The 23,266-nt window shown below is 38.1% G+C and carries 21 protein-coding genes; 9 read left to right on the top strand and 12 right to left on the bottom strand.

Annotated elements, in window-relative coordinates:
• Position 1 precedes the first annotated feature (1 nt).
• From A9996_RS06130 to A9996_RS06110, 5 genes are all read right to left on the bottom strand, one after another.
• Positions 2–2,125, bottom strand: coding sequence for a Tex family protein (locus tag A9996_RS06130; protein WP_066432292.1), 2,124 nt, complete (start codon positions 2,123–2,125; stop codon positions 2–4).
• Positions 2,126–2,221: 96 nt separating this feature from the next.
• A complete protein-coding gene (locus tag A9996_RS06125; RefSeq protein ID WP_066432290.1) occupies positions 2,222–3,004 on the bottom strand; it encodes a copper resistance protein NlpE N-terminal domain-containing protein in 783 nt (260 codons plus the stop codon).
• 96 nt (positions 3,005–3,100) lie between these two features.
• The gene (locus A9996_RS06120; protein WP_083993867.1) at positions 3,101–3,544 is read right to left on the bottom strand and encodes an META domain-containing protein; all 444 of its coding nucleotides are present in this window, start codon (positions 3,542–3,544) and stop codon (positions 3,101–3,103) included.
• 92 nt (positions 3,545–3,636) lie between these two features.
• The gene (gene metG / locus A9996_RS06115) at positions 3,637–5,712 is read right to left on the bottom strand and encodes a methionine--tRNA ligase (protein WP_066432284.1); all 2,076 of its coding nucleotides are present in this window, start codon (positions 5,710–5,712) and stop codon (positions 3,637–3,639) included.
• A 110-nt stretch (positions 5,713–5,822) separates the two neighbouring features.
• Positions 5,823–5,981, bottom strand: a complete 159-nt coding sequence (locus tag A9996_RS06110; protein WP_157487185.1) for a hypothetical protein — start codon at positions 5,979–5,981, stop codon at positions 5,823–5,825.
• Between the two features lie 200 nt (positions 5,982–6,181).
• On the opposite strand from A9996_RS06110, the gene A9996_RS06105 reads away from it, so the two are divergent.
• The 3 genes from A9996_RS06105 to A9996_RS06095 all read left to right on the top strand — a co-directional run bounded on the left by A9996_RS06105 (position 6,182) and on the right by A9996_RS06095 (position 9,811).
• Entirely contained in the window at positions 6,182–7,111 is a 930-nt protein-coding gene (locus A9996_RS06105; RefSeq protein WP_066432279.1) for a S66 peptidase family protein, read from the top strand.
• Positions 7,112–7,185: 74 nt separating this feature from the next.
• On the top strand, positions 7,186–7,545 hold the full coding sequence (locus tag A9996_RS06100; RefSeq protein WP_066432278.1) for a YraN family protein: 360 nt from the start codon (positions 7,186–7,188) through the stop codon (positions 7,543–7,545).
• 463 nt (positions 7,546–8,008) lie between these two features.
• On the top strand, positions 8,009–9,811 hold the full coding sequence (locus tag A9996_RS06095) for a hypothetical protein (protein ID WP_245905304.1): 1,803 nt from the start codon (positions 8,009–8,011) through the stop codon (positions 9,809–9,811).
• A 364-nt stretch (positions 9,812–10,175) separates the two neighbouring features.
• Here A9996_RS06095 and nadD read toward each other — a convergent pair whose 3' ends face one another.
• The 3 genes from nadD to A9996_RS06080 are packed head-to-tail and all read right to left on the bottom strand — an operon-like array spanning position 10,176 to position 12,262.
• Positions 10,176–10,757, bottom strand: a complete 582-nt coding sequence (nadD, locus tag A9996_RS06090) for a nicotinate (nicotinamide) nucleotide adenylyltransferase (RefSeq protein WP_066432277.1) — start codon at positions 10,755–10,757, stop codon at positions 10,176–10,178.
• A complete protein-coding gene (gene gmk, locus A9996_RS06085; RefSeq protein ID WP_211272633.1) occupies positions 10,754–11,356 on the bottom strand; it encodes a guanylate kinase in 603 nt (200 codons plus the stop codon). The genes nadD and gmk overlap by 4 nt, the downstream gene beginning before the upstream one ends.
• A 48-nt stretch (positions 11,357–11,404) precedes the next feature.
• Positions 11,405–12,262, bottom strand: a complete 858-nt coding sequence (locus tag A9996_RS06080; RefSeq protein ID WP_066432276.1) for a YicC/YloC family endoribonuclease — start codon at positions 12,260–12,262, stop codon at positions 11,405–11,407.
• A 208-nt stretch (positions 12,263–12,470) separates the two neighbouring features.
• Here A9996_RS06080 and A9996_RS06075 point away from each other — a divergent pair, with 208 nt between their 5' ends.
• Entirely contained in the window at positions 12,471–12,947 is a 477-nt protein-coding gene (locus A9996_RS06075) for an acyl-CoA thioesterase (RefSeq protein WP_066432273.1), read from the top strand.
• Here the strand turns inward: A9996_RS06075 and A9996_RS06070 are convergent.
• Both A9996_RS06070 and A9996_RS06065 read right to left on the bottom strand, forming a co-directional pair.
• Positions 12,939–13,832 carry a DMT family transporter gene (locus A9996_RS06070; protein ID WP_066432272.1) on the bottom strand — a complete coding sequence of 298 codons (894 nt, stop codon included), beginning with the start codon at positions 13,830–13,832 and terminating at the stop codon, positions 12,939–12,941. The two genes, A9996_RS06075 and A9996_RS06070, sit on opposite strands and share 9 nt — an antisense overlap.
• Positions 13,822–14,178, bottom strand: coding sequence for an arsenate reductase family protein (locus A9996_RS06065; protein WP_066432463.1), 357 nt, complete (start codon positions 14,176–14,178; stop codon positions 13,822–13,824). Before A9996_RS06065 ends, A9996_RS06070 begins: the two co-directional genes overlap by 11 nt.
• A gap of 118 nt (positions 14,179–14,296) precedes the next feature.
• On the opposite strand from A9996_RS06065, the gene A9996_RS06060 reads away from it, so the two are divergent.
• Positions 14,297–15,565: a cation:proton antiporter gene (locus tag A9996_RS06060; RefSeq protein ID WP_066432266.1), complete on the top strand. Its 1,269-nt coding sequence runs from the start codon at positions 14,297–14,299 to the stop codon at positions 15,563–15,565.
• Here A9996_RS06060 and A9996_RS06055 read toward each other — a convergent pair.
• The gene (locus A9996_RS06055) at positions 15,537–16,262 is read right to left on the bottom strand and encodes a DUF3298 and DUF4163 domain-containing protein (protein ID WP_169817240.1); all 726 of its coding nucleotides are present in this window, start codon (positions 16,260–16,262) and stop codon (positions 15,537–15,539) included. The two genes, A9996_RS06060 and A9996_RS06055, sit on opposite strands and share 29 nt — an antisense overlap.
• A gap of 97 nt (positions 16,263–16,359) precedes the next feature.
• Between A9996_RS06055 and A9996_RS06050 the strand changes: the two genes are divergently transcribed.
• A complete protein-coding gene (locus A9996_RS06050; RefSeq protein WP_066432264.1) occupies positions 16,360–17,499 on the top strand; it encodes a cystathionine gamma-synthase in 1,140 nt (379 codons plus the stop codon).
• 71 nt (positions 17,500–17,570) lie between these two features.
• Here A9996_RS06050 and A9996_RS06045 read toward each other — a convergent pair whose 3' ends face one another.
• Entirely contained in the window at positions 17,571–18,377 is an 807-nt protein-coding gene (locus A9996_RS06045) for a THC0290_0291 family protein (protein WP_066432459.1), read from the bottom strand.
• 298 nt (positions 18,378–18,675) lie between these two features.
• On the opposite strand from A9996_RS06045, the gene gdhA reads away from it, so the two are divergent.
• The 3 genes from gdhA to recO all read left to right on the top strand — a co-directional run bounded on the left by gdhA (position 18,676) and on the right by recO (position 23,258).
• Positions 18,676–20,016: an NADP-specific glutamate dehydrogenase gene (gdhA, locus tag A9996_RS06040; protein WP_066432262.1), complete on the top strand. Its 1,341-nt coding sequence runs from the start codon at positions 18,676–18,678 to the stop codon at positions 20,014–20,016.
• Positions 20,017–20,143: 127 nt separating this feature from the next.
• The gene (gene porZ / locus A9996_RS06035) at positions 20,144–22,519 is read left to right on the top strand and encodes a type IX secretion system anionic LPS delivery protein PorZ (protein ID WP_066432260.1); all 2,376 of its coding nucleotides are present in this window, start codon (positions 20,144–20,146) and stop codon (positions 22,517–22,519) included.
• Positions 22,520–22,538: 19 nt separating this feature from the next.
• Entirely contained in the window at positions 22,539–23,258 is a 720-nt protein-coding gene (recO, locus tag A9996_RS06030) for a DNA repair protein RecO (RefSeq protein WP_066432258.1), read from the top strand.
• Positions 23,259–23,266: the final 8 nt, after the last annotated feature.

Here is a 23,266-nt window from a genome sequence, read left to right as displayed (position 1 = left end):
TTTACTTGTGCAACTTGAGTTGGATGCGCTTCCGCGGAATATCAACATCCAAAACCTTTACGATAACTTGTTGGTGTAAGGACACATGTGCATTAACATCACTAACAAAAGTATCGGAGAGATTGGAGACATGGATCAAGCCACTTTCTTTGATGCCAATGTCTACAAAAGCGCCAAAATTGGTGACATTATTGACAATACCCGGAAGCAACTGTCCTTCCTGCACATCACTAATGGTTTTGATATTTTGGTTGAAGGTAAATACCTTGGCTTGCTCTCGAATATCCAAACCTGGTTTTTCCAATTCTCTAATAATGTCTTGAAGTGTTGGCAACCCAACGCTGTCTGTACAGTAGTTTTGTAAATTTAATTTTTGGAGTTCAGTTTTGTTTCCAATCAAATCGGAGACATTCTGGCCCAAGTCTTTCGCCATTTTTTCAACTATCGCATAACTTTCAGGATGTACTGCACTATCGTCCAAAGGATTTTTGATTGATTTGACCCTTAAAAATCCGGCCCCTTGCTCAAAAGCTTTATCGCCTAAGCGTGGCACTTTTTTGATAGCGCTTCTTGAGGAAAACGCGCCGTGTTCATCACGGTACTTCACGATATTCTCAGCCAATTTTGGGCCGATACCGGAGACATAGCTCAACAGACTGGCACTTGCGGTATTGAGGTTGACGCCAACCGCATTGACGCAACTTTCGACCACAATATCCAATTCTTTTTGGAGTTTGGTTTGATCCACATCATGTTGGTATTGCCCAACACCAATAGATTTGGCGTCAATTTTTACCAGTTCGGCCAAGGGATCTTGGAGTCGCCTTCCGATAGAAACCGATCCACGGACTGTGACATCGTAATTAGGAAATTCATCACGCGCAATTTTGGATGCCGAATAAATACTGGCGCCAGCTTCACTGACCACAAACACTTGTATGTCATTTTTGAACCTGATTTTCCGGATAAAAGCTTCAGTTTCTCTAGATGCCGTTCCGTTGCCTATTGCAATGGCTTCAATCTGATAGGCCTCAGTTAAAGAACTTATTTTTTTTATGGCACCAATGGTATCATTTTTTGGTGGATGCGGATAAATGGTTTCATTATAGAGCAAGCCGCCCTGTGCATCGAGACACACCACTTTACACCCCGATCTAAAACCAGGATCAATGGCGAGAATGCGTTTTTCTCCCAAAGGTGAACCTAAAAGCAATTGTTTCAAATTTTTTGCGAAAACTGAAATTGCGGCTTCATCTGCTTTTGTTTTTGCATTTTGAAGTGCTTCGTTTGAAAGGGAAGGCAACAATAACCGTTTGTAGGCGTCTTGAATGGCCATTTGAATGTGTTGAGAACATTCATTGTTAGAGCGAAGGATGCGATCTTCAATTTTAGAGAGTGCCGTGTCATCATCAATCGCAATTTTGAATTTGATAAATCCTTCACTTTCGGCACGCAAGATGGCCAAAAGTCTGTGGGAGGGAATTCGACTTAAAGATTCTTCCCAATCAAAATAATCTCGGAATTTCTGGGCGTTGTCATCCTCTGATTTCGACTTGACAACTTTGGTGGCAATCATCGCAAAGCGTTCCAATTGCTGACGAATGTTGTTTCTAACATCGGTACGCTCATTGATCCATTCTGCAATGATATGGCGTGCGCCTTCCAGAGCATCTTCTGCGGAAGCGATATCACCTTTTATATATTTATAAGCAAGCGATTCTACATCCGTAGCATTTTGCGACATAATGATTTTGGCCAAAGGCTCCAAGCCGTTTTGTCGTGCCGTGTCTGCTTTGGTTTTTCTGCTTTTTTTGAAGGGTAAGTACAGATCTTCAAGGGCTGTTAAATCTTGAAGTGCTTCTATTTTTTGTTTTAATTCTGGTGTTAACGCACCCTGTTCTTCAATCGCTTTTAGGATGGCTGTTTTTCGCTTTTCAAGCGCTTCAAACTGTTCCTTATATTTTACAATATCGCCAATTTGAACTTCATCCAGATTGCCTGTGCGTTCTTTCCGATAGCGCGAAATAAACGGGATGGTCGCATCTTCATTCAATAATTGAACCGTGTTTTTGACTGAGGTTTCCGGCAGTTTTGTTTGCGAAATAATATAAGAAATCAATGGCATGGGCACGCTTTAAATATTGGTTGTAAAGATAGGAAGATAAAAAAAACTGTTTGAGGTTTCAAACAGTTCTTAAGTCTATTTTTATGATGTTTTGGTTTAATTGGCTGCCTTAAATGTTGCTAATTTTTGATGTTCCTTGTCATACATCACCAAAGCATGATCTTCAAAAGCATAAGAAGCTGTTGAGTTTATAGTTTTTAAAAATTCGTTTTCCGTTTCGATTTCCGGACAGGCTTTTAGGGTGTTAATCAATTGTGAGAATTTTATTTTTTGTGCATCTTCTAATTTGTAGGCGCCCTGTAAATTGTTGCAACCTGTGTAGCCTAAAATTGTAAAATTCTCATTGAACTCAATGTAGGCATGTTCAGACTTTGCTTCTTTAAGTTGTATTTCTTCCCCTTTAAAAGATACCAAATGCCATTTTTCACCTACCAATTTGTCGTTGACTTTCTTCAAAACATATTGGGCTTTCATATCTCCAGAAATTTTGTTGCCATCTTTGTCCAAATGCGTTAATGTGTTTTCGCCAACAAAATAAGGGTTTCTCTTGCTGTCCGAAAAAATAATGCGTTGGCCTTGATCATCCCATTTGAAGGTGCCTTTAGATTCATTTGGTGTAGCATTTTTTCCCAAATAGGTTTCCTTCATCACATAGGTGTTGTCTTGATTGATGGTCACAATAGTTTTAATGCCCTCACAATCTGCACAGGGCAATTGGCCTTCATAAGTGCCTCCCCAATCTAAGGAGGTCATGCTATTATCTGACATGGCTTCCATTTGGGAACCCTCTATTTGAGTCTCTTTTTTCTTTTCAGAATTGCAACTTGTAAACAATAGTACAAGAGTTATGCAGAGGCTATTTATAAGTGTAGTCTTCATGTTTTTGGGGTTTTGATCTAGGAAATCTATTGAAGTTTGACGACACTAGAAAGGTTTTAGATGAATCTTAACAAGGTGTTCTCGCTATTGCTTTTTTTATTTCGTAGCCTTAAACGTCGCTAAAATATAGCCGTTTTCGTCTTTAAAAGTCAAGATATTATTGGTAATGGTGTAGCTACTTGCTTTTTGCAAATTACCCATAAAGACGCGTTCAATGCCATTATCATCGCAGTATCTCATAGTCGCCAATAGTTGAGAGAACTCAATGTGTTGGTTTTCTTTTAAAGTAAATGTGCCTCCAAATGCATTGCAGCCACCGTTGCCGCCCACACCATAATCTTTAGCGGTGAGCTTAATAAAAGGTTGCTCGAGCTCAGGACTGGTGAGATTGACTAGGTCTTTATTAAGTTTGGTCAATACCCATTTTGTACCAATCAATTGTGTCTCAAATTTGTTTGCAGACATTTGCTTGGCGTCTTGAGATTTGCAATTAAAAAGAACGAGACAAATCACTAATGATAAACTTAGAACGTATTTCATGGCGTATGTAATTAAGGATTATGTTTTTAAAGATAGTAAACTGTTTCAAGTTAATTTCAAAAGCATACGGGGTATTGCTTAATGACATTAATTTAGCTAATATGCAATCCGTTAGGCACGTTAGCAGCAGTTGACGTATCAGGATTTACAAAAACCAATTTCCCATCTTCAGATTCTGTCATCAAAATCATCCCCTGGCTTTCAACACCTCTCAATGCTCTAGGTGCCAAATTGACCAAAACCGTAACGCGTTTTCCAATCACTTCCTCTGCAGTGAAACTCTCAGCAATGCCTGAAACTATAGTGCGTACATCAATACCTGTATCTACTTTTAAGACCAATAATTTATTGGCTTTTGGCATTTTTTCGGCTTCTATTATAGTGCCCACGCGCATATCTAACTTTGAAAAATCTTCAAAAGTGATGGTTTCCTTTTGAGGTTCTAACTTTTTGTTAGCGGCCTCATTTGCTTTTTTGCTAGCCACCAGTTTATCCAATTGTTTTTGGATGGCGTCATCTTCAATTTTTGAAAATAGCAGCTCTGCTTTTCCAATAGCGTGCCCTGCAGGAAGTAATACTTTTTTGGAGGAAACATCATGCCATGAATTGTCATCACCGTTGGAATTGCTATTTAAAATGGTTTTCAATTTATCAGAAGTAAATGGCAAAAATGGGGCACTCAAGGTTGCCAAGGCAGCTGCGATTTGAAGCGCCACAAACATGACAGTTTTGGTGCGCGTTTCATCTGTCTTAACCAATTTCCATGGTTCTTCATCAGCCAAATACTTATTGCCCAATCTGGCTAAATTCAGCAGTTCCTGACTCGCTTCTCTAAAACGGTAGCGCTCAATAGAACTTGCAATCACCTCTGGATATGCTTTTAATGCGGCCAAAGTTTCCTCATCAACAGCGCTAAATTCTGAGGCTTCAGGGACGACGCCGTCGTAATATTTATCAGTTAACACAACCACACGATTGATGAAATTTCCAAAAATGGCCACCAATTCATTATTGTTTCTGGCCTGAAAATCTTTCCATGTAAAATCGTTATCTTTCGTTTCAGGAGCGTTAGCGGTCAATGCATAGCGCAGCACATCTTGCTGGTTTGGAAAATCTTCTAAATATTCTGGCAGCCAAACCGCCCAATTTTTTGAAGTGGAAAGTTTATTGCCTTCTAAATTCAAGAATTCATTTGCTGGAACGTTATCTGGTAGAATATAAGAGCCTTCCGCTTTTAACATCGCGGGGAAAATGATGCAATGAAATACAATATTGTCTTTCCCGATAAAATGGACCAATTTCGTGTCTTGATCCTTCCAATACGGTTCCCAATCTTTTCCAACCCGATCTGCCCATTCCTTGGTAGAAGAAATATAACCAATTGGCGCATCAAACCACACATACAACACTTTGCCTTCAGCATCGGCAACAGGTACCGGAATTCCCCAATCTAAATCTCTGGTCACTGCTCTTGGGCGTAAGCCATCGTCAATCCACGATTTAACTTGTCCGTAAACATTAGGTTTCCAGTCTTTTTTATGACCTTCCAGGATCCATTCTTTCAAGAACGCTTCATGCTTATCTAAAGGTAAAAACCAGTGCTTGGTCCGTTTTAAAGTAGGTACGTTGCCGGTGATGGCCGATTTAGGGTTGATCAAATCTGTAGCATTCAAGCTGCTGCCACATTTTTCACACTGGTCGCCGTAAGCTTCCTCATTGCCACATTTTGGACAGGTTCCCGTAACAAAACGATCGGCTAAAAACTGATCGGCTTCTTCATCATAAAGTTGCTCGGTGACTTCCTCAATAAACTCGCCTTTATCATACAGGGTTTTGAAAAATTCCTGAGCGGTTTCATGATGGATCTTCGCTGAGGTGCGCGAATAATTATCAAAACTAATCCCAAAATCTTCGAAGGAGGTCTTGATGATGGCGTGATATTTATCCACAATATCTTGCGGAGTGACGCCTTCTTTTTTTGCTTTTATGGTAATGGGTACACCGTGTTCATCGCTTCCGCAGATAAATGCCACGTCCTTTCCAATCAATCTTAAATAGCGTGCATAAATATCGGCAGGCACATACACACCAGCCAAATGGCCAATATGGATAGGTCCGTTGGTATAAGGTAATGCGGCGGTAATGGTATATCTTTTTGGTTGATTCATGTGTTTTAATATATCGTCTCAAATACTGTCGAGAGCGCTGTTTAGTTGTTCAATGTTTCAGAATCGAAAGGATTCTAGACTATGAAAAATTGTTAAAATCCATAGCTTTGTTAAGATGCAGATGTTCTTATTTTACCCGTAAGTAGTAATCCAATACCCAAACCAATTAGAAGTCCAGGAATAAAATCGATGGCGTCGTTGTCCATAGTAAATTGAAAGACAAGTCCGATAATTAAAACTGCTAAGCCAATATATCTTATTTTATTCATGGGTTTTAAAGTTTTGAAAGTATTCTGAAATGAAGACAAATATCTTCTTAAAGACCCCACAAAAGTACACATTTTGACCTCGATTTAGAAAAAAAATGTACTTTTACATTATGTCGAAAATCACATTTACACTCGTATTAACTTGCTTAGTTTTGGTTCTTGGATCTCAGAAGTTCTATTCGCAAGAAACCTCGTCATCTATGAAACCACATACATTGGTGCGTCCTGCATATTTAAAAGCGGGAGACACGGTTGCCATTGTGGCACCTTCTGGAATTTTAAAAAACCGACAAGCAGATATCCAACGTGCTCAAGATTTGATGAGCAGCTGGGGTTTGCACACGGTGTTAGGCGATCATTTATTTGCTGACGGCAATCATTTTGCAGGAACTGATGCTCAGCGTTGTGCTGATTTTCAGAATGCGATGGATGACCCAAGCATTAGTGCTATTTGGACGGGACGAGGTGGTTACGGAACGGTGAGAATTTTGGACAAGTTGGACTACACTAAATTTAGAAAGAAACCGAAATGGGTGATTGGCTATTCTGATATCACCGCCTTGCATAACCAGTTGAATGTGGAGGGTTTTGAGTCCATGCACGCCATGATGGCGGTAAGTGTTGTAGAAGATTTGGACGAGATCAAAGAAACGGTTGCCACCTTTAAGGATGCTCTTTTTGGGAAACCTCTGGCCTACACCTTGGAAGGTTCAGGATACAATAAAGTAGGAACAGCCTCGGGACCTTTGGTTGGCGGTAATTTGAGTTTATTGTATAGTATGTTGGGTTCTAAAACCAATATTGATGTCTCCGGAAAAATTCTGTTTATAGAAGAAGTTGGAGAATACGCCTATAGTGTGGACCGCATGCTGCAAAGTTTAAAACGTGCTGGATTTTTTGACAATTGTAAAGGGGTGATTGTGGGCGATTTTTCTAAAGTTAGAACAAACACAACGCCTTGGGGAAGTTCTATGGAGCAATTGATTCTGGACGCCTTGTCTGAATACAATTTTCCAATTGCATTTGAGATGCCTGCGGGGCATGAAGATGATAATAGGGCTTTGATCCTTGGACGCCCTATTGAACTTTCAGTAAGTAAAGAGTCCTCAACTATAAAATTCAAAATGTAGTTCTTTTTCTGCCAACTGAACACAGCCGACTGCCGACTGCCAACTGAAGGCTGAACACTGAAAACTCATTTACCATGGCACACCACAACGAACTTGGTAAAGTAGGCGAAAAACTTGCCGCTGAATACCTGCTCTCAAAAGGGTATGAGATTGTGTGCAAAAACTATTTTTATCAAAAAGCTGAAATTGATATCATTGCGAAGCATAACAATATGATGATTTGTGTGGAAGTCAAAACCCGAAATTCTGACTTTTTTGGGGATCCACAGGATTTCGTCACGCCGAGTAAAATCAAATTATTGGTTAAAGCGATGGATGCTTTTATAGTTGAAAATGATATTGAGCAGGAATCTCGATTTGATATTATTGCGGTGCTGAAGAATAAAACCAAAGAAGAATTGACCCATTATGAGAATGCGTTTTATCATTTCTAGCACCTGCGAAGGCAGGTGTCTCATGAGAAGTTGGTTTATTTTTTTATAGTCAGATACAATAACCCTTCCGTCTCTAAGCTCTTTTATGAGCTCAATTCTACCTTCACTTGAAAAAAGGGAAGGAATGTTTTTGCTTCGGATGTCTTTAAAAATTTAGCTTAAACTTAAATTTTGCTACTTTGAAGGAGGAGTGGATTCTGCTTCTAGAGAGAAGCAGAAGATGAGGTCGTGTTGAATATATTTAGTAGTTCGCCAAACCTCTCAGGTTTTCAAAACCTGAGAGGTTTTAACTAGCTCCAAGCTCTTTTCAAATCTGAAAGCATTTTCACGAATACACTCACAATTTAAACCGAACTAAATCTCCTAAGTTATTCCAATAAAACGTAAGAAGGCATGACAATTGTCATCTTTTGGGTTTGTCTGGTTTTTTATATTTGGGGCTTAATTATTTTAAAAAAAGTCAATGAATATAGCCACCAAACCAGCCCATAGTTTTCATATTCCGGTGATGGGTTTAGCTTATACTATAGATAGTCCCATTCGTGTTGCACAATACGGTATTTCCTCCGTCATTTCCATTATTGACGATGATCTCTTAGAGAAAATGAATGCTTTTTATAGCGAGAAATTCAGTTTACCCTATCAAGAAATTTCCAAAAAAGTTGAGGATTATCGTGCCAAACGTATCACGGCCTATTTGAATTTGGTGGATACCATCGTTAAAGATAAGTTTGGGAGATTTAAAGAAGAACTATCAGAAAGTAAGTCTGCTCTTGAAAACTTTATAAGCATGCTCCCAAATAAGTCCAGCATAAAAGAGGGGCTATCAAAAATGGTGGAAGAAGGGATGCTCATAAAGGAATCTATTAAAAATTATATTGATGAGCATTTGTCTGCTGGTGAAATTGATGTCAACATCATGACCAAAATTGACAAGGATAATTTTAAGGGATCTGAACAGTTACCTATTGAATTTAACGATGCACATGCGTCTCTTCGGGGTTTTGCCAATAGCAACCTGGAGTCGTCCGTTGTGCTTTCCGCAGGAATGAATCCAAGATTATATAGCTATTTTGAGAACTTCAAAGATTTTTATCCTGACACCCATAACCGATTAAAAAAGAAAATTATATTAAAGGTGAGCGATTTCCGTTCAGCAATTATCCAAGGAAAATTTTTGGCTAAAAAAGGGCTGTGGGTTTCAGAGTACCGGGTAGAATCTGGCTTGAATTGCGGCGGACATGCATTTGCTACTGAAGGCTATTTATTGGGTCCAATTTTGGAAGAGTTTAAAACGAAAAAATCAGAATTAATAGAAGATACCCATGCCGTTTTTCTTAAGGCGCTCGCTGATAAAGAGATCCCTGTTCCTGAAAAACCTTTGGAAATAAAAATTACGGTCCAAGGCGGTGTTGGAACAGCGGCCGAGCACGAATTTTTAATCCATAATTATCATGTAGACTCTGTAGGTTGGGGCAGTCCGTTCTTGCTGGTTCCAGAAGCAACATCTGTTGATAATGAAACGCGAAAGCTTTTGGCAGAGGCTAAAGAATCTGATTTATATTTGAGTAATATTTCGCCTTTAGGTGTGCCTTTCAATACCTTAAAAGGAACCTCAAATGAATTTTATAAACAAAACCGGATTGATAACCATAAAGCTGGAAGTTCCTGTCCTAAGAAGTTTCTGGCCTTGAGCAAGGAGTTTGGACCTGAAGGGATCTGTACGGCTTCAAAAAAATATCAGGATGTAAAGTTGGAAGCGCTCGACACAAAAAAAGGAACAATGACCTCTTCCTATTATGAAATGGCTAAAAACAAGATCACTGAAAAAGCCTGTCTTTGTGTTGGTTTGGCCAACGCCTCTTATCTTGAAAATGAAATTCCTATTAAAGGGCAGCAGCAAGGTGTGGTCATTTGTCCAGGGCCCAATTTAGCTTATTTTGATAAAGAAGTCTCGTTACCTCAAATGGTGGGACATATTTACGGAAAAGCGTCGGTGCTTTCAGAAGCATACAGGCCCAATATGTTTGTAAAGGAATTAAAAATGTATGTGGAGTATTTGAAAAATGATATTGCGACTTTTACAGACGAATTATCGACTAAAAACGTAAAGAAATGGACAGCCTTTAAAAGCAATTTATTAGATGGCATTGTTTACTACCAGCATCTGTTTATGGGAACGGAGAACTCTAACACTTGTGGAATCCAATCTGATATTACGATTTGTAAAGACGAGTTGAATACGATTATGATTCCTGTTTTGTAATTTAAAACCCTTCCGTTAAGCTCTTTGCTGAGCTTAAATCCACCTTCCCTTGAAAAATGGGAAGGAATTTTTGATTTGGATATTTTTTGAAATTCAGTGACTAAGATCTTTGTATTATGATCTAGAGCTTTTCCGCCTTTGAGTCTTTTTATGAGTTTAAGAACACTTTGCCTCGAAAAAAGGGAAGGTGGTTTTTTCTCTGAAATGTTAATCTATTGAATTTGGATGTTTTCTGAGGATGAATTTAACCCTCTCAGGTTTTCAATAGCTGAGAGGGTTTTAACCTCTATCGGATATGAAGCATTTGGCTATAATTCAAAATCGATAATCTTTTCATGAGATCCCTGCTTTCGCAGGGATTTATTTATGACCTGTAAAAATTCATCTCATCCACATATTCCCAAACGTGTTCAGGTAACATGGGTCTGACGTTTTTGCCTTTCTTGATAGATTTTCTTATAAACGTGGAAGACAATTCCATAATGGGAGCCGACACACGATGGATTTTAGGATGCTCGTCAAATTGGGTTTCAATCACACCTTCTGATATTCTTGGATACACATAAAGATGATGGTTGGCCAAGATCAATTCATAATTTTTCCATTTATGAAGACTTTTAAGATTGTCTTCGCCCATAATCAAGGAAAACTCATATTTAGGATATTTTTCTTGTAAATGGGTGAGGGTATTGATGGTGTAATTAGGTTGTGGCAACCCAAATTCAATATCACTTGGTCGCAATTTATCGTAATCTTCTGTGGCGCGGTACACCAGTTCTAGCCGGTCGTGATTAGCAAGCATTGTCGCTTTTACCTTGAACGGACTTTGAGGAGTGACCACAAACCATATTTGGTCAAGATTACTATATTCTGCCATATGGTTGGCAATGATCAAATGGCCAATGTGAATGGGATTGAAAGTGCCAAAATACAGACCGATTTTCATTTCTCAGGGGTATTTACAAAATCAGACACCAATTTGTAAGACTCAGCAATGGCCTTGTCGAGATCATCATTTACAACGATGACATCAAATAAGGGAGCTGTAGCCAATTCTGCGGAAGCTTTCGCAATACGCATATTAATTTTATCGTTACTTTCGGTTTGACGCTTTTTTAACCGGATCTTTAATTCGTCGATACTAGGCGGTTTTACAAAAATGGCAATAGTTTGCTCAGGAAATTTGCGTTTGATACGTAAGCCTCCCGAGACATCAATATCAAATATAACATTTTTGCCTTTTGCCCAAATGCGTTTGACTTCGGTTTTTAAGGTGCCATAAAAATTGTCACGATAAACTTCTTCCCATTCTAAAAACTCGTCATTTTTAATGCGGTTTTTAAAAGCTTGGGTGTCTAAAAAGTAATAATCTTTGCCGTCTGTTTCATTGTCTCGTTTTTCTCTGGAAGTTGCCGAGATGGAGAACTCCAAATTGAGCTCTTGTTGCTTGAGTAAATGTCTTACAAGTGTCGTTTTACCTGAGCCAGAAGGGGCTGAGAATACAATGAGTTTGCCTTGGTTGGTGATGTCGTTAATTTTTGTCACGAATATGCTTTTATTGTAGTCAGTCTATTATCTATATTCTTTTATCTTTTAAAGCACATTTAACAACTGTTCTTTAATTTTTTCTAGTTCGTCCTTCATTTGGACGACCAATTTTTGCATTGGCGCATAATTGCTTTTTGAACCAATAGTGTTGATTTCACGGCCCATTTCCTGACTGATAAATCCTAATTTCTTTCCGTTGGAATCGTCGCTATTTAGCGCTGAAATAAAATAATCCAAATGATTTTTTAGGCGTACTTTTTCTTCAGTAATGTCAAATTTTTCGATGTAAAATACCAACTCTTGTTCAAAGCGGTTTTCATCTACTTTTTCCTTCAATTCAGAAACACCTTTTTGTAAACGTTCTCTAACACCTTCTATACGCTCAGGATCCATAGCAATGACATCTTCTAAAAGATCTGCAATGTTTTTAACCCGATCAAGAAATTCAGACTCCAAGCTTTGGCCTTCATCCAAGCGGTATTGAAGTATTCTCTCCAAAGCCGTATTGATTTCTGCAGCAATTTCTTCCCATTCATCTTCATCCATCTCATCACGCTCCGTAGTTATGGCATCTGGTAATCGGATGGCCATTTTGAGCAATTCAGTTTCATCACCGTCAACCACCTCTTTCAATTGTTTGATGTATTGTTTCACAACCGTTTTATTGATTTGAGTTGAGGTTTCTTCGCCAGTAATCTCCATGTATAATGAAAAATCCACCTTGCCGCGTTCCAATTTTGAGGCAATCAGTTTACGGATGTCCAGTTCTTTTTCTCTGTACAAAGAAGGCATTCTGGTATTCAGGTCAAGGTTTTTGCTGTTAAGCGACTTCACCTCTATGGATATTTTTTTAGTAGGAAGCTGTATTACAGATTTTCCATACCCTGTCATGGATTGTATCATAGACTTATTTTAAAAGTTGCACAAAGGTACTAAAAATCATCAGTTTTAACAGGTTTATAAGCTGTTGGAATTGTAACAAAGAGATTAAAATTCTTAGATTTGCATTCTTTCAAACAGTAGAAAAAACGAGGTTTTGAACCCTAGAGATTTTTCAATGTGGTAAAACCCGTCTATAATCTAAATTCTATCATCTATAATTTAAAAAAATATGTATCTAAAAGATTTTGAAATACGCTGGAGTGATGTTGATGCCAACAGACATTTGGCCAATTCCGCTTATGTTAACTTTATGAGCCATACCCGTGTGGCATTTTTTGAAGACCATAAGTTTTCGTTGTCCAATCTTGCTAAATTTCAGATTAGTCCCGTTATTTTTTATGAGCACATCTACTATTTTAAAGAAGCATTTTTAGGAACTCCTATTCGAGTGAGTCTCGAAGTTACAGGCCTGAGCGCTGACGGCATGTTCTTTGGGATTGAACATAATATATACAATCAGAAAGGAGAAAATTTAGCGACCTGTGAGCTTATGGGGGCTTGGATCAATTTAAAGTCGCGCGGATTGACACCTCTGCCAGCAGAATTTTTGGAGGAAATGAAGACCTTCCCGAAATCTAAAGATTTTAAAATTTTGACTAAAGACGACACCCGAAAATTTGGTAAAAAACCGATTGATTTAAGCTGAAATTTTCGGCCTCTTGGTGACTAAATAGACGCCCAGAAAGATTAGGCAGGTGGCGATGATTTTTACAGTTCCCAAGTAGTCACTTCCCATCATAATGGACACTACGCCTGCAACTACCGGCTGTATATAAATAAAAATGGTAACGGTTGAGGCCTTTAAATGTCTCAAAGCCAAAGGGTTTAGAAGGTAAGTTCCAAACGTAGCCCCAATGATTACAAATAGCACTTCAAAGGTGACAAATGGTGTGAATGTTTGTAAGTCAATTTCCATGACTTCAGAATAGCCAAAAGGCAGCACCATGATTAGTCCAAAAAGGAATAACCATTTGATAAAGGTAAGGGGATGGTATTTATCTGTAAGCCTTTTGATGAGAACAATATAAATACTGTAGGAAATGGCATTGACCATCACCAGCGCATTGCCAAGTGGGACATTATCGGCCGCACGCAATGATTTGCCATAAACGGTCAGAATGATGGCCCCTGTAAATCCAAAAATCACTCCTAAAATTTTTAATGAGGTTACTTTTTCCTTTAAAAAAAAAGCAGACATGATCAAGACTAAAATAGGTGATATGGTGGCAATGACCGAGGCGTGTATTGGCGTGGTAAGCTGCAAACCTTTGAAAAATAGGAGCATGTTAATAGCAATTCCAAAAATAGCGGCTATAAAAAAACGGATATAATCTCGTTTATCTATTTTCTCTTTTGGACCTAAAAAACTCAAAAGCCAAAATAATATGGTAGCTCCCGCCACCCTTAGCACAATAAACCCGAAAGGCTTGACATGGCCGCCTACCATGACGTCTTTGGCCAGGGTGTAATTTAAACCATAAAGTAATTGCACAACAAGTACAGCAAGTAGCGCAAGTGTTCTAATTTTCATGAATGGCTTTTTTGGCAGCTTCTACGGTTTTGGAACTGTTGCCAATAAAAATTTGATCGTTGTAAACCACAACAGGTCTGCTCAAAAAGGTATAATGTTCAAGAATATAATTTTCAAAATCCTGCTCTGTCAAATTTTGGTCTTTAAGTTTCAATGCTTTGTAGCGTTGTGCACGTTTGCTGAATAAGGCCTCATAACTGCCAGATAATTTGTGGAGGTCTTTAAGTTGAGCTGGCGTAATTTCTTCATTCTTAATATCTTGAAAGATAAAATCGGAAGGCAGATCTAGGGTTTTGACAATCCTGACACAGGTGCTACAGGTTTTTAAATAGTATATTTTTTTCAAAACAATCGGTTTGCGATGCAAGTTAAAAGGATTTCACATGAAAAATAGGTATTTTTAAGGAAAATTGCATAGTCTGGATCGGACCTTAAAATTGATCTTAATGCCTAAAATATAGTTCATGGATTACTACGCTATTATTTCAATTTTAATGGTACTGTCTGCTATTTTCGGATTTATTAACGTTCGTTTTTTGAAGTTGCCTACAACCATAGGCTTAATGGTTATTACCATCATTTTTACGTTGGTCCTGGTTATGGTCGGGCAATTCAATGACACCTTATTAATGGAAGAGCGGCAACTTATTGAGCAAATTGATTTTAAAACGGTGTTGCTTGATATTATGCTGAGTTTTTTGCTCTTTGCTGGCGCCCTACATACTAATTTTGAAGAGTTGCGGGCACAGCGTGCACCTGTGATAGTTTTTGCGACCTTAGGAGTGTTGACTTCTACATTTTTGGTGGGGATATTGATGTATGCGCTCCTGCCTTTTTTAGGAGTTCAAGTAGATTTTATATATTGTCTGTTATTTGGATCTTTAATTTCGCCAACAGACCCTATTGCTGTGCTTGGTATTTTGAAAAAAGCAAATGCACCCAAAAGATTGGAGACAAAAATTGTAGGTGAATCTCTCTTTAATGATGGCGTAGGAGTGGTTGTATTCCTGACCATCTTCTCAATTGCGTCCTCTCCAGGAGCAGGTTTAGAACCGTTGCCAATTTTAAAACTGTTCGCTCAGGAGGTCTTGGGAGGGATCACATTAGGATTGATTTTGGGCTACGTCACGTACAAATTGTTGAAGGCCATTGACGATTATGAAGTAGAGGTCATTATTACCATAGCTGCGGTAATGGGTGGAACCTTGGTGGCCCAAAAATTACATCTTTCCGCACCATTGGCCATGGTAACTGCGGGGTTGTTTGTAGGGAATGATATTGTCAGAAATGCTGCCATGTCAGAAAAGACAGAGAGTTATGTAGATCGGTTTTGGGAACTTGTAGATGTTTTGCTCAACACTGTTCTATTTGTGTTAATAGGTATGGAAATGCTGATTTTAAAATTTGAAACCAATTATATTTTAGCAGGTGTGATTGCCATACCTATTGTGCTGGTATGTCGATACGCCTCATTATGGCTACCCATAAAATTCTTTGCAAAACGATTGGATTTTGTACCAAAAACAAATCTGATTATGACTTGGGGTGGATTGCGAGGAGGCATTTCAATTGCTTTGGCCTTGTCGCTTTCACAGGCAATGTATCGAGAATTATTTCTTGTGGTTACCTATATTTTGGTCATTTTTTCAGTAGTCGGACAAGGGTTAACTGTGGGACCGATTATCAAAAAATTGACAGCCAATATTAAGGATTCACCTTCAGAAAACCTCTGATATCATCATAAGCCATAACGACTTTTGTTACCCCTTGGGCATATGACGCAATCTCATAATTGTTATAGAGCAACAACAAACCATCTTTTGTGAATCCGATATTCTCAGGCAATTGAAATTCCTCACCGAAGAAAAAATCTTCAATGGTCTCGTCGTTATCTTTAGGCTTTGTTTGTTCCTTGAAAGCCTTTTGAGCAATTTTTTTAAATTCGGTTAGATTGCTGATGATGTCATTTTGCTCCAAAAGAGCCCCCGTTTCCGGATTAAAATTTAAATAAGTAATTCTAGTATTGCCGTGTGCGCCTCCAGTATCGATATAAGATTGAAGGCTGATGGAGATCACTTCTGGAGATTCATAAAGAACCTTCCCCTCAACGTCTACTTCCCATTGCTGGTTGGTATCCTGAAAATCTTGTTTAAAGGTTTTGTATTCATTGTCAAATTGTGAAACAGCTTGAGAAATTGAGATGTCATTTTCAGGAGTATCGGCCATGTTCATTTCATTCGCAATCACGTGCTCAATCTGCTGATTGATCTTTTCTGTAACAGCCTTTGTACCCATCGCTTTTGGATAGTTGATGGCAATGAAGGCATCTGAAGATTTTTCAATATGCTGGGTTTCGAAAGTTAATTTGACGTCTTCATTACAGGACACTATAAGTAAGGCCATCATCAGGAAAGAACTTATTTTTTTCAAGGTTTTCGGGGATTTGTTAAACATTCAATAAAGGTATTACATCCTTTTGTAACCAACGAGTTAAAGGTTAAATTTGTTATCAATAAAATGATAGGTTATGAAATTCAACACCAAGACCATTCACGGTAACCAAGAACATGACAAAGCTTATGGGGCTGTAATGCCTCCTATATATCAAACATCAACTTATGCACAATCCACTCCTGGCGGGCATAAAGGTTATGGATATTCAAGAAGTGGGAATCCGACGCGTACTGCTTTAGAAAATTCATTTGCGAGCATTGAAAATGGAACGCACGGTTTGGCTTTTGGGTCCGGATTGGCCGCTATTGATGCGGTGATGAAACTTTTAAAGCCTGGAGATGAGGTGATCTCTACAAGTGATCTTTATGGTGGAACGTATAGATTATTCACAAAAATATTTGAAGGTTTCGGAATCAAATTCCATTTTGTTGGTATGGAGAATGCTTCAGAAATAGAATCTTATGTCACTAAGAACACCAAGCTGATTTGGGTGGAAACGCCCACCAATCCCATGATGACTATTATTGATATTAAAGCATGCGCCGAAGTTGCGAAAAAACACCGCATTCTTTTAGCGGTTGATAATACGTTCGCTACTCCTTATTTACAACAGCCATTAGATTTGGGTGCTGATATTGTGATGCACTCTGCCACTAAATACTTAGGCGGCCACAGTGATGTGGTTATGGGCGCACTTGTTGTAAAAGATAAAGACCTCGCAGAGAAATTGTATTTTATCCAAAATGCGAGTGGGGCAATTTGCGGGCCTCAAGATAGTTTCTTGGTTTTACGAGGTATTAAAACGTTGCACATCCGTATGCAGCGCCATTGTGAAAATGGAAAAGTAGTTGCTGAATATTTGAAGAATCACCCAAAAATAGAAAAGGTATATTGGCCCGGTTTTGAAGACCATCCCAACCACGGGATTGCAAAAGCGCAAATGAAGGATTTTGGAGGAATGGTATCTTTTACCACTAAAGGGAATGACTATGAATTAGCAATCAAAATTGTTGAAAAACTGAAAGTCTTCACTTTAGCAGAATCCTTAGGTGGGGTAGAGTCTCTTGCGGGACATCCAGCGAGTATGACACATGCGAGCATCCCTAAAGAGGAACGTGAAAAAATTGGAGTTGTAGATTCTTTGATAAGATTGAGCGTTGGGATTGAGGATGAGGAAGATTTAATTGCCGATTTGAAACAGGCGATAGGGTAAAAAATAGGCTATGGAATCAGCAAAATAGACAAATTTCAACCTCAATCTTTTTATTATATTGAAGTGCGTTCTTACTCGAAGTAAAAGATATAACCGAAATTCAGCCATATCAAATAGTCATTAGATTGGTTTGAGGCTAATTTATGGTCTAGTCCATCAATAGAATCGTTGAAATAGTATTGTAGTCTTAAATCCAACATTAAATCTGACAAAGCTGTTAGTTTGTAGCGAGTACCAATACTTCCCACAATTGAAAATACGGCGCCACTTTGAAATTTTATAAAGTCAGTGTCCTTCACAGATCCATTGGAATTTAAGTGCCAAGGATCAAAATAATTATTCAAGTTTGTTGGGTTTCCATCATCATAGGTTGTAGACACCTTAGGATTATATGAGGTCAAATGCGCCCCCAAACTCACAAAGGGAGCCAAAGTATTGATCTCATATGAAAACTCCCTCATGCTAAAAGGAAAATACTCTAACTGCATACCAATATCAAGATTGTTGCTTTCACCGGAATGGGCTCTTAATTTATCGGCATTTGCGCTTGTTTTGGAAGGATCTACCCATTCACCAAAGTGATTGAGTTTGGTCTTGTTCCAAGAAAGTTCGCTGCGTACCCTAAAATGATCTTTGAAATAAGAATATTGACTATATCCCCTTGTATATTCGAAATTCATAAAATGTACAAATCCAATTCCAATTCCCGTATTACCTGCATTGGTTTCAAAATCTCTGCGTTCACCAAAATCAGATTGAAGTGCTACAGGACCAAAAATGACCCCTAATTCATTTGAGAAATTAAACTGTGCAAAACTGGTTGAAATACCTAAAAACAAGACAGATATAAATAGTAGCTGTTTTAAAATAAGCGTCATGTGCTTGTGTCTCATTTATGTTGTTGGTGTCAACAAATATATGAAAACTGACTTAACTACCAAACAAAAGATTCATATCGTGAAAGTTGTAAAATTCCATTTATTCTGTTATGAATTTGGAAAAAAAATACGTCATCTTAAATATCCTCTAGTTATAATGTTATATGTATTTAGAATTCAATACCATCACCTAAATTTTTGAGACACCATTAGAGATAATTGAAAATTGTCATAAAAACCTCAAGATATTGTATCTTTGAATCACCAAATATTATATTGATTCTTAATAAGCTAATACATGAAAGACAAGATTGATTCTTTTTTAGAGTTTGTGAAAAAAAATAATGCTCACGAACCAGAATTTTTACAAGCAGTGCACGAAGTTGCAGAAACCGTAATTCCTTTTATCGAAGCCAATCCTAGATATCAGGGAAAAATGTTGCTTGAGCGTATGGTGGAGCCAGAGCGCACCATTATCTTTAGAGTGCCTTGGGTAGATGATCATGGTAAAATTCAAGTAAATAGAGGCATAAGGGTTGAGTTCAATTCGGCCATAGGCCCTTATAAAGGTGGACTGCGCTTTCACCCCTCCGTAAATTTGAGTATTCTTAAGTTTTTGGGTTTTGAACAAATGTTTAAGAACTCACTTACCACATTACCCATGGGTGGTGGCAAAGGAGGTTCTGATTTTGACCCAAAGGGTAAGAGTGATAATGAAGTGATGCATTTTTGCCAATCATTCATGAATGAATTATACCGCCACATAGGTGCAAATACTGATGTTCCCGCTGGAGATATAGGCGTTGGGGCTCGTGAAATTGGGTATATGTTTGGCCAATACAAAAAAATACGCAATGAGTTTACCGGAATCTTGACGGGTAAAGGACTGTCATATGGCGGCTCTTTAATTAGGACAGAATCTACAGGTTACGGTTGTGTGTATTTTGTTAAACATATGTTGGAGACGCAAAACGACACTTTAGAAGGTAAGACAATAACAATTTCAGGATCAGGAAATGTGGCACAATATGCGTGTGAGAAGGCTACTGAGTTAGGAGCGAAAGTTGTAACCATGTCTGATTCGTCTGGGTATATTTATGATCCTGAAGGTATTGATGCTGAAAAATTGGCATTTATTATGGATCTTAAAAATGTAAAACGAGGAAGAATAAGTGAATTTGCTGACCATTACCAATCAGCATCGTTTCATGAAGGACGTCCTTGGAACACAAAGTGTGACATTGCCCTACCATGTGCCACACAAAATGAATTGAATGAGGACGAAGCAAATATTCTTATCAAAAATAATGTGATGGCTGTTGCAGAAGGTGCTAACATGCCATGTACTCCGGAGGCCATAATGGCGTTCCAGAAAGCAATGGTATTATTTGCTCCAGGAAAAGCTTCAAATGCTGGTGGCGTGTCAACTTCCGGATTGGAAATGAGTCAAAACTCTTTACGTCTCAATTGGGAAAGAGAAAAAGTGGATAGCAGATTATATGAAATTATGAATAACATCCACCATTCTTGCGTTACTTATGGCAAACAGGACAATGGATATATTGATTACGTAAAAGGAGCAAACATAGCGGGCTTTGTTAAAATAGCCGATGCAATGTTGGCGCAGGGTGTTGTATAATAAATTCTAAAAATTAAATAAAAAAGGCTTCTCTATCAATTTACAGAAGCCTTTTTGCTGTTCTTAATATATGAATAAGGTAAAAATGTCGTTAGTAATAAATATCTTTAATCGCTACTATTAAGCTATGATAAAACAGATTACGACCCTTATATTTCTAGTTTTTTTTGTACTGTCATCCCATGCGCAGGATTTTTCAGCTTTATGGCAGGGTTATTTTTCATATTATAATATTAAGGATGTTGTTGTAAGCACTACCAAAGTATATGGCGCTTCAGAAAATGCCGTTTTTACCTATGATCTAACAACTAAAGAATTAGAAACAATCACTACCATAGAAGGTTTGTCAGGACAAACCATCACCACAATTGCGTACAATGAAACTTACCAAGCCCTGTTGATAGGATATGCGAACGGCCTTATTGAAATTGTTTCTGGATCTGAAAATAAAATCTTATCAGTAGTTGATATTGTTGATAAACAAACGATTCCTCCAAACCTCAAACGCATTAACCATTTTAACGTTGATAATGGTCGCGTCTATATTTCTACTGATTATGGCGTTTCCGTTTACAATTTGGAGCGATTGGAATTTGGCGATTCCTATTTTATTGGAAGCGGTGGAAGTCAAATAAGGGTTGAACAAACAACTATTTTAAATAATTCAATTTATGCGGCCTGCGGAGATAATAATGCCATAAAAGTAGCAGATCTTTCCAATCCAAATCTGATTGATTATCAGCAATGGCAAACCTTGGGGGATGGTAATTTTGTGGCAGTCGAAAGTGTTGAAAATCGCCTGTATGCTATAAAAACCAATCAGGTTATTTATGAAATTTCAAATGGAACCTTCACCGCGTTATTTACCTATTCTGGCTTACCTTTAGATACGAAAACGGCAAATGGGAATTTGGTTGTGACTACCGAAACTAATGTTTATGTGTACAACAGCAGTTTTACAACTCTGGCCACAGCAGTACTAACCTCTGAGTTTGACACACAATTTACTAGTGCCACAGTTGCTGAAAACACCATGTTTTTAGGGACTAGCAGTTTTGGCGTTATGAAAACGACCTTCTCAAACCCCAGTAATTTTGAAGTGGTAAGGCCAGAAGGCCCACTGATGAATGATGCTTTTAAAATTGAAGCAGGAAATGGTGATTTGTGGGTGACTTATGGCGATTATACAGTTTCCTATAATCCTTTTCCTTTGCGCAGTTTTGGCCTTAGTCATTTAGTTGAGGAAAATTGGAAAAACACCCCTTATGACAGTCTATTAACTGCCAAAAATTTAAATTATGTTGCGGTTAATCCGTTCAAGCCTTCTCAAGTTTTTATTAGCGCCTGTCATCAAGGTGTTCTTGAACTTAACGATGAGGTTCCAACCCTTCTTTTGGATCATACCAATAGTGCGCTGGAATCGTTGGTTGTTCCATCTGCTCCCAATGAAATTTCAGTAAGACAAACAGGTTCTATATTTGATAGAAATGGTTTGTTATGGACCTTAACATGTCGTGTTGATAAAGGTTTAAAATCTTATAATCCTAGTACTGGTGAGTGGAAAGGTTATAGTTTTAGTGAAATTATACCAGATGCTTTTGTTGATGAGCTAGGATTTGGGGATATTGCCATTGATAGAAATGGCACCAAGTGGATAGGTTCATTTTTCAAAGGCATTATAGGGTACAATGAGAACGGCAATAGCATTAGAAACTTAAATTCTGAAGACCAGAACATGCCTTCAAGTGTCGTAACGGCAGTGGCTGTTGATAATAATAATCAACTTTGGCTTGGTACTATCAAAGGATTGAGAGTGCTTTACAATACGAGTAGCTTTTTTGAAGAGCCCAACCCAACTGTTAGGGAAATTGTGGTGCTTGATGATGGGATCCCTCAAGAATTGCTGTCTAACCAATTCATTACAGATATTAAGATAGACGGTTCCAATAATAAATGGATAGGCACGCTTGATGCCGGGGTTTTTTATTTTTCTCCAGACGGTCAAGAGACCATCTATCACTTTACTACAACTAATTCGCCCTTACCGTCCAATTTTATAAAAGACATTTCTATAGATGCCCAAAACGGCAAAGTCTACATTGCAACAGAGAAAGGCCTTGTTTCGTTTAATTCTGGCGGTTCAGACCCCAAAGAAGAATTGGCAAGTGCCTATGTGTATCCTAACCCGGTAAGGCCAGAATACGATGTTCTTGGCGCCAACAATTTAAACGACATCAATAAAGGCGTTAAAATTAAGGGTATTACTGAAAATGTCAATATCAAAATCACAGATATTGAAGGGAATCTTGTTGCTGAAGCACAGTCAAGAGTCAATTTAAGAGCGTCTCGTTCCAATAACAATTTTGCCATTGATGGCGGCACGGCCATCTGGAACGGTAAAAATCTCGCCAATAATATTGTCGCTTCCGGTGTCTATCTTATTTTAATTTCTGATCTGGAATCTTTTGAAACCAAGGTTTTAAAATTGTTGATCATCAGATAATAGTTTTACCCATAAAACGATGTTAGTTAAAACCAATGCTATTGTACTTTCCAAAATAAAATATGGAGACCATGATGTGATTGTAAAATGCTACACCAAAAATAGGGGTGTGGTGAGTTACTTATTACGGGGGATTTTGAAAAGCAAGCGCAGCAATTCCAAAATTGCCTATTACCAGCCACTTTCACAATTGGAAATTGAAGAAAACTACAAAGCCAACCATTCCTTACATTTCATAACAGACGTCAAATTGAGCGTGCCCTATCACAGCATGCATACCAATATCTTGAAAGGTGCCATTGTGATGTTTTTGTCTGAAGTTTTGGCATCCACCTTAAAAGAGGAAGAAAGCAATTTATCACTGTATGAATTTTTAGAAACTACCTTGCAATGGCTGGACCATGAAACGGATTTTGCTAATTTTCACTTGTTGTTTTTATTGGAGCTCAGCAAGCACTTAGGTTTTTATCCAGACATTTCTCAGTTAAATTACCCATATTTCAATTTAAGCACCGGAAGTTTTGAATTAAAGCCACAAACACAATATACCATTTCAGGAGAAAACTTAATGCTCTTGAAACAGTTGTTGGGCATCAAATTTGATGAGTTAAATACCATAAAAATGGGCTCTCAGCAAAGGCAGTCATTGTTGAACTCCCTACTATTTTATTTTGAACTACATCTGTCTGACTTCAAAAAACCGAAATCTCTGCAGGTGCTAAATCAAGTATTTAATTAAAACCAAAC

It is taken from the genome of Gelidibacter algens (assembly GCF_001678675.1).
GTDB classification, from domain to species: Bacteria; Bacteroidota; Bacteroidia; order Flavobacteriales; family Flavobacteriaceae; genus Gelidibacter; species Gelidibacter algens.
The sequence above is the reverse complement of the archived record's forward strand: the minus strand, read 5'-3'. Positions and strand labels throughout refer to the sequence as shown.

Coding starts and splice junctions, on each gene's coding strand:
- A9996_RS06050 (WP_066432264.1), top strand. CDS start 16,360: ATGAAATTCAACACCAAGACCATTCACGGTAACCAAGAACATGACAAA.
- metG (WP_066432284.1), bottom strand. CDS start 5,712: ATGAATCAACCAAAAAGATATACCATTACCGCCGCATTACCTTATACC.
- A9996_RS06070 (WP_066432272.1), bottom strand. CDS start 13,832: ATGAAAATTAGAACACTTGCGCTACTTGCTGTACTTGTTGTGCAATTA.
- A9996_RS06095 (WP_245905304.1), top strand. CDS start 8,009: ATGAATATAGCCACCAAACCAGCCCATAGTTTTCATATTCCGGTGATG.
- A9996_RS06120 (WP_083993867.1), bottom strand. CDS start 3,544: ATGAAATACGTTCTAAGTTTATCATTAGTGATTTGTCTCGTTCTTTTT.
- A9996_RS06110 (WP_157487185.1), bottom strand. CDS start 5,981: ATGAATAAAATAAGATATATTGGCTTAGCAGTTTTAATTATCGGACTT.
- A9996_RS06125 (WP_066432290.1), bottom strand. CDS start 3,004: ATGAAGACTACACTTATAAATAGCCTCTGCATAACTCTTGTACTATTG.
- nadD (WP_066432277.1), bottom strand. CDS start 10,757: ATGAAAATCGGTCTGTATTTTGGCACTTTCAATCCCATTCACATTGGC.
- recO (WP_066432258.1), top strand. CDS start 22,539: ATGTTAGTTAAAACCAATGCTATTGTACTTTCCAAAATAAAATATGGA.
- gdhA (WP_066432262.1), top strand. CDS start 18,676: ATGAAAGACAAGATTGATTCTTTTTTAGAGTTTGTGAAAAAAAATAAT.
- A9996_RS06105 (WP_066432279.1), top strand. CDS start 6,182: ATGAAACCACATACATTGGTGCGTCCTGCATATTTAAAAGCGGGAGAC.
- A9996_RS06075 (WP_066432273.1), top strand. CDS start 12,471: ATGTATCTAAAAGATTTTGAAATACGCTGGAGTGATGTTGATGCCAAC.
- A9996_RS06130 (WP_066432292.1), bottom strand. CDS start 2,125: ATGCCATTGATTTCTTATATTATTTCGCAAACAAAACTGCCGGAAACC.
- A9996_RS06100 (WP_066432278.1), top strand. CDS start 7,186: ATGGCACACCACAACGAACTTGGTAAAGTAGGCGAAAAACTTGCCGCT.
- A9996_RS06060 (WP_066432266.1), top strand. CDS start 14,297: ATGGATTACTACGCTATTATTTCAATTTTAATGGTACTGTCTGCTATT.
- porZ (WP_066432260.1), top strand. CDS start 20,144: ATGATAAAACAGATTACGACCCTTATATTTCTAGTTTTTTTTGTACTG.
- A9996_RS06045 (WP_066432459.1), bottom strand. CDS start 18,377: ATGACGCTTATTTTAAAACAGCTACTATTTATATCTGTCTTGTTTTTA.
- A9996_RS06080 (WP_066432276.1), bottom strand. CDS start 12,262: ATGATACAATCCATGACAGGGTATGGAAAATCTGTAATACAGCTTCCT.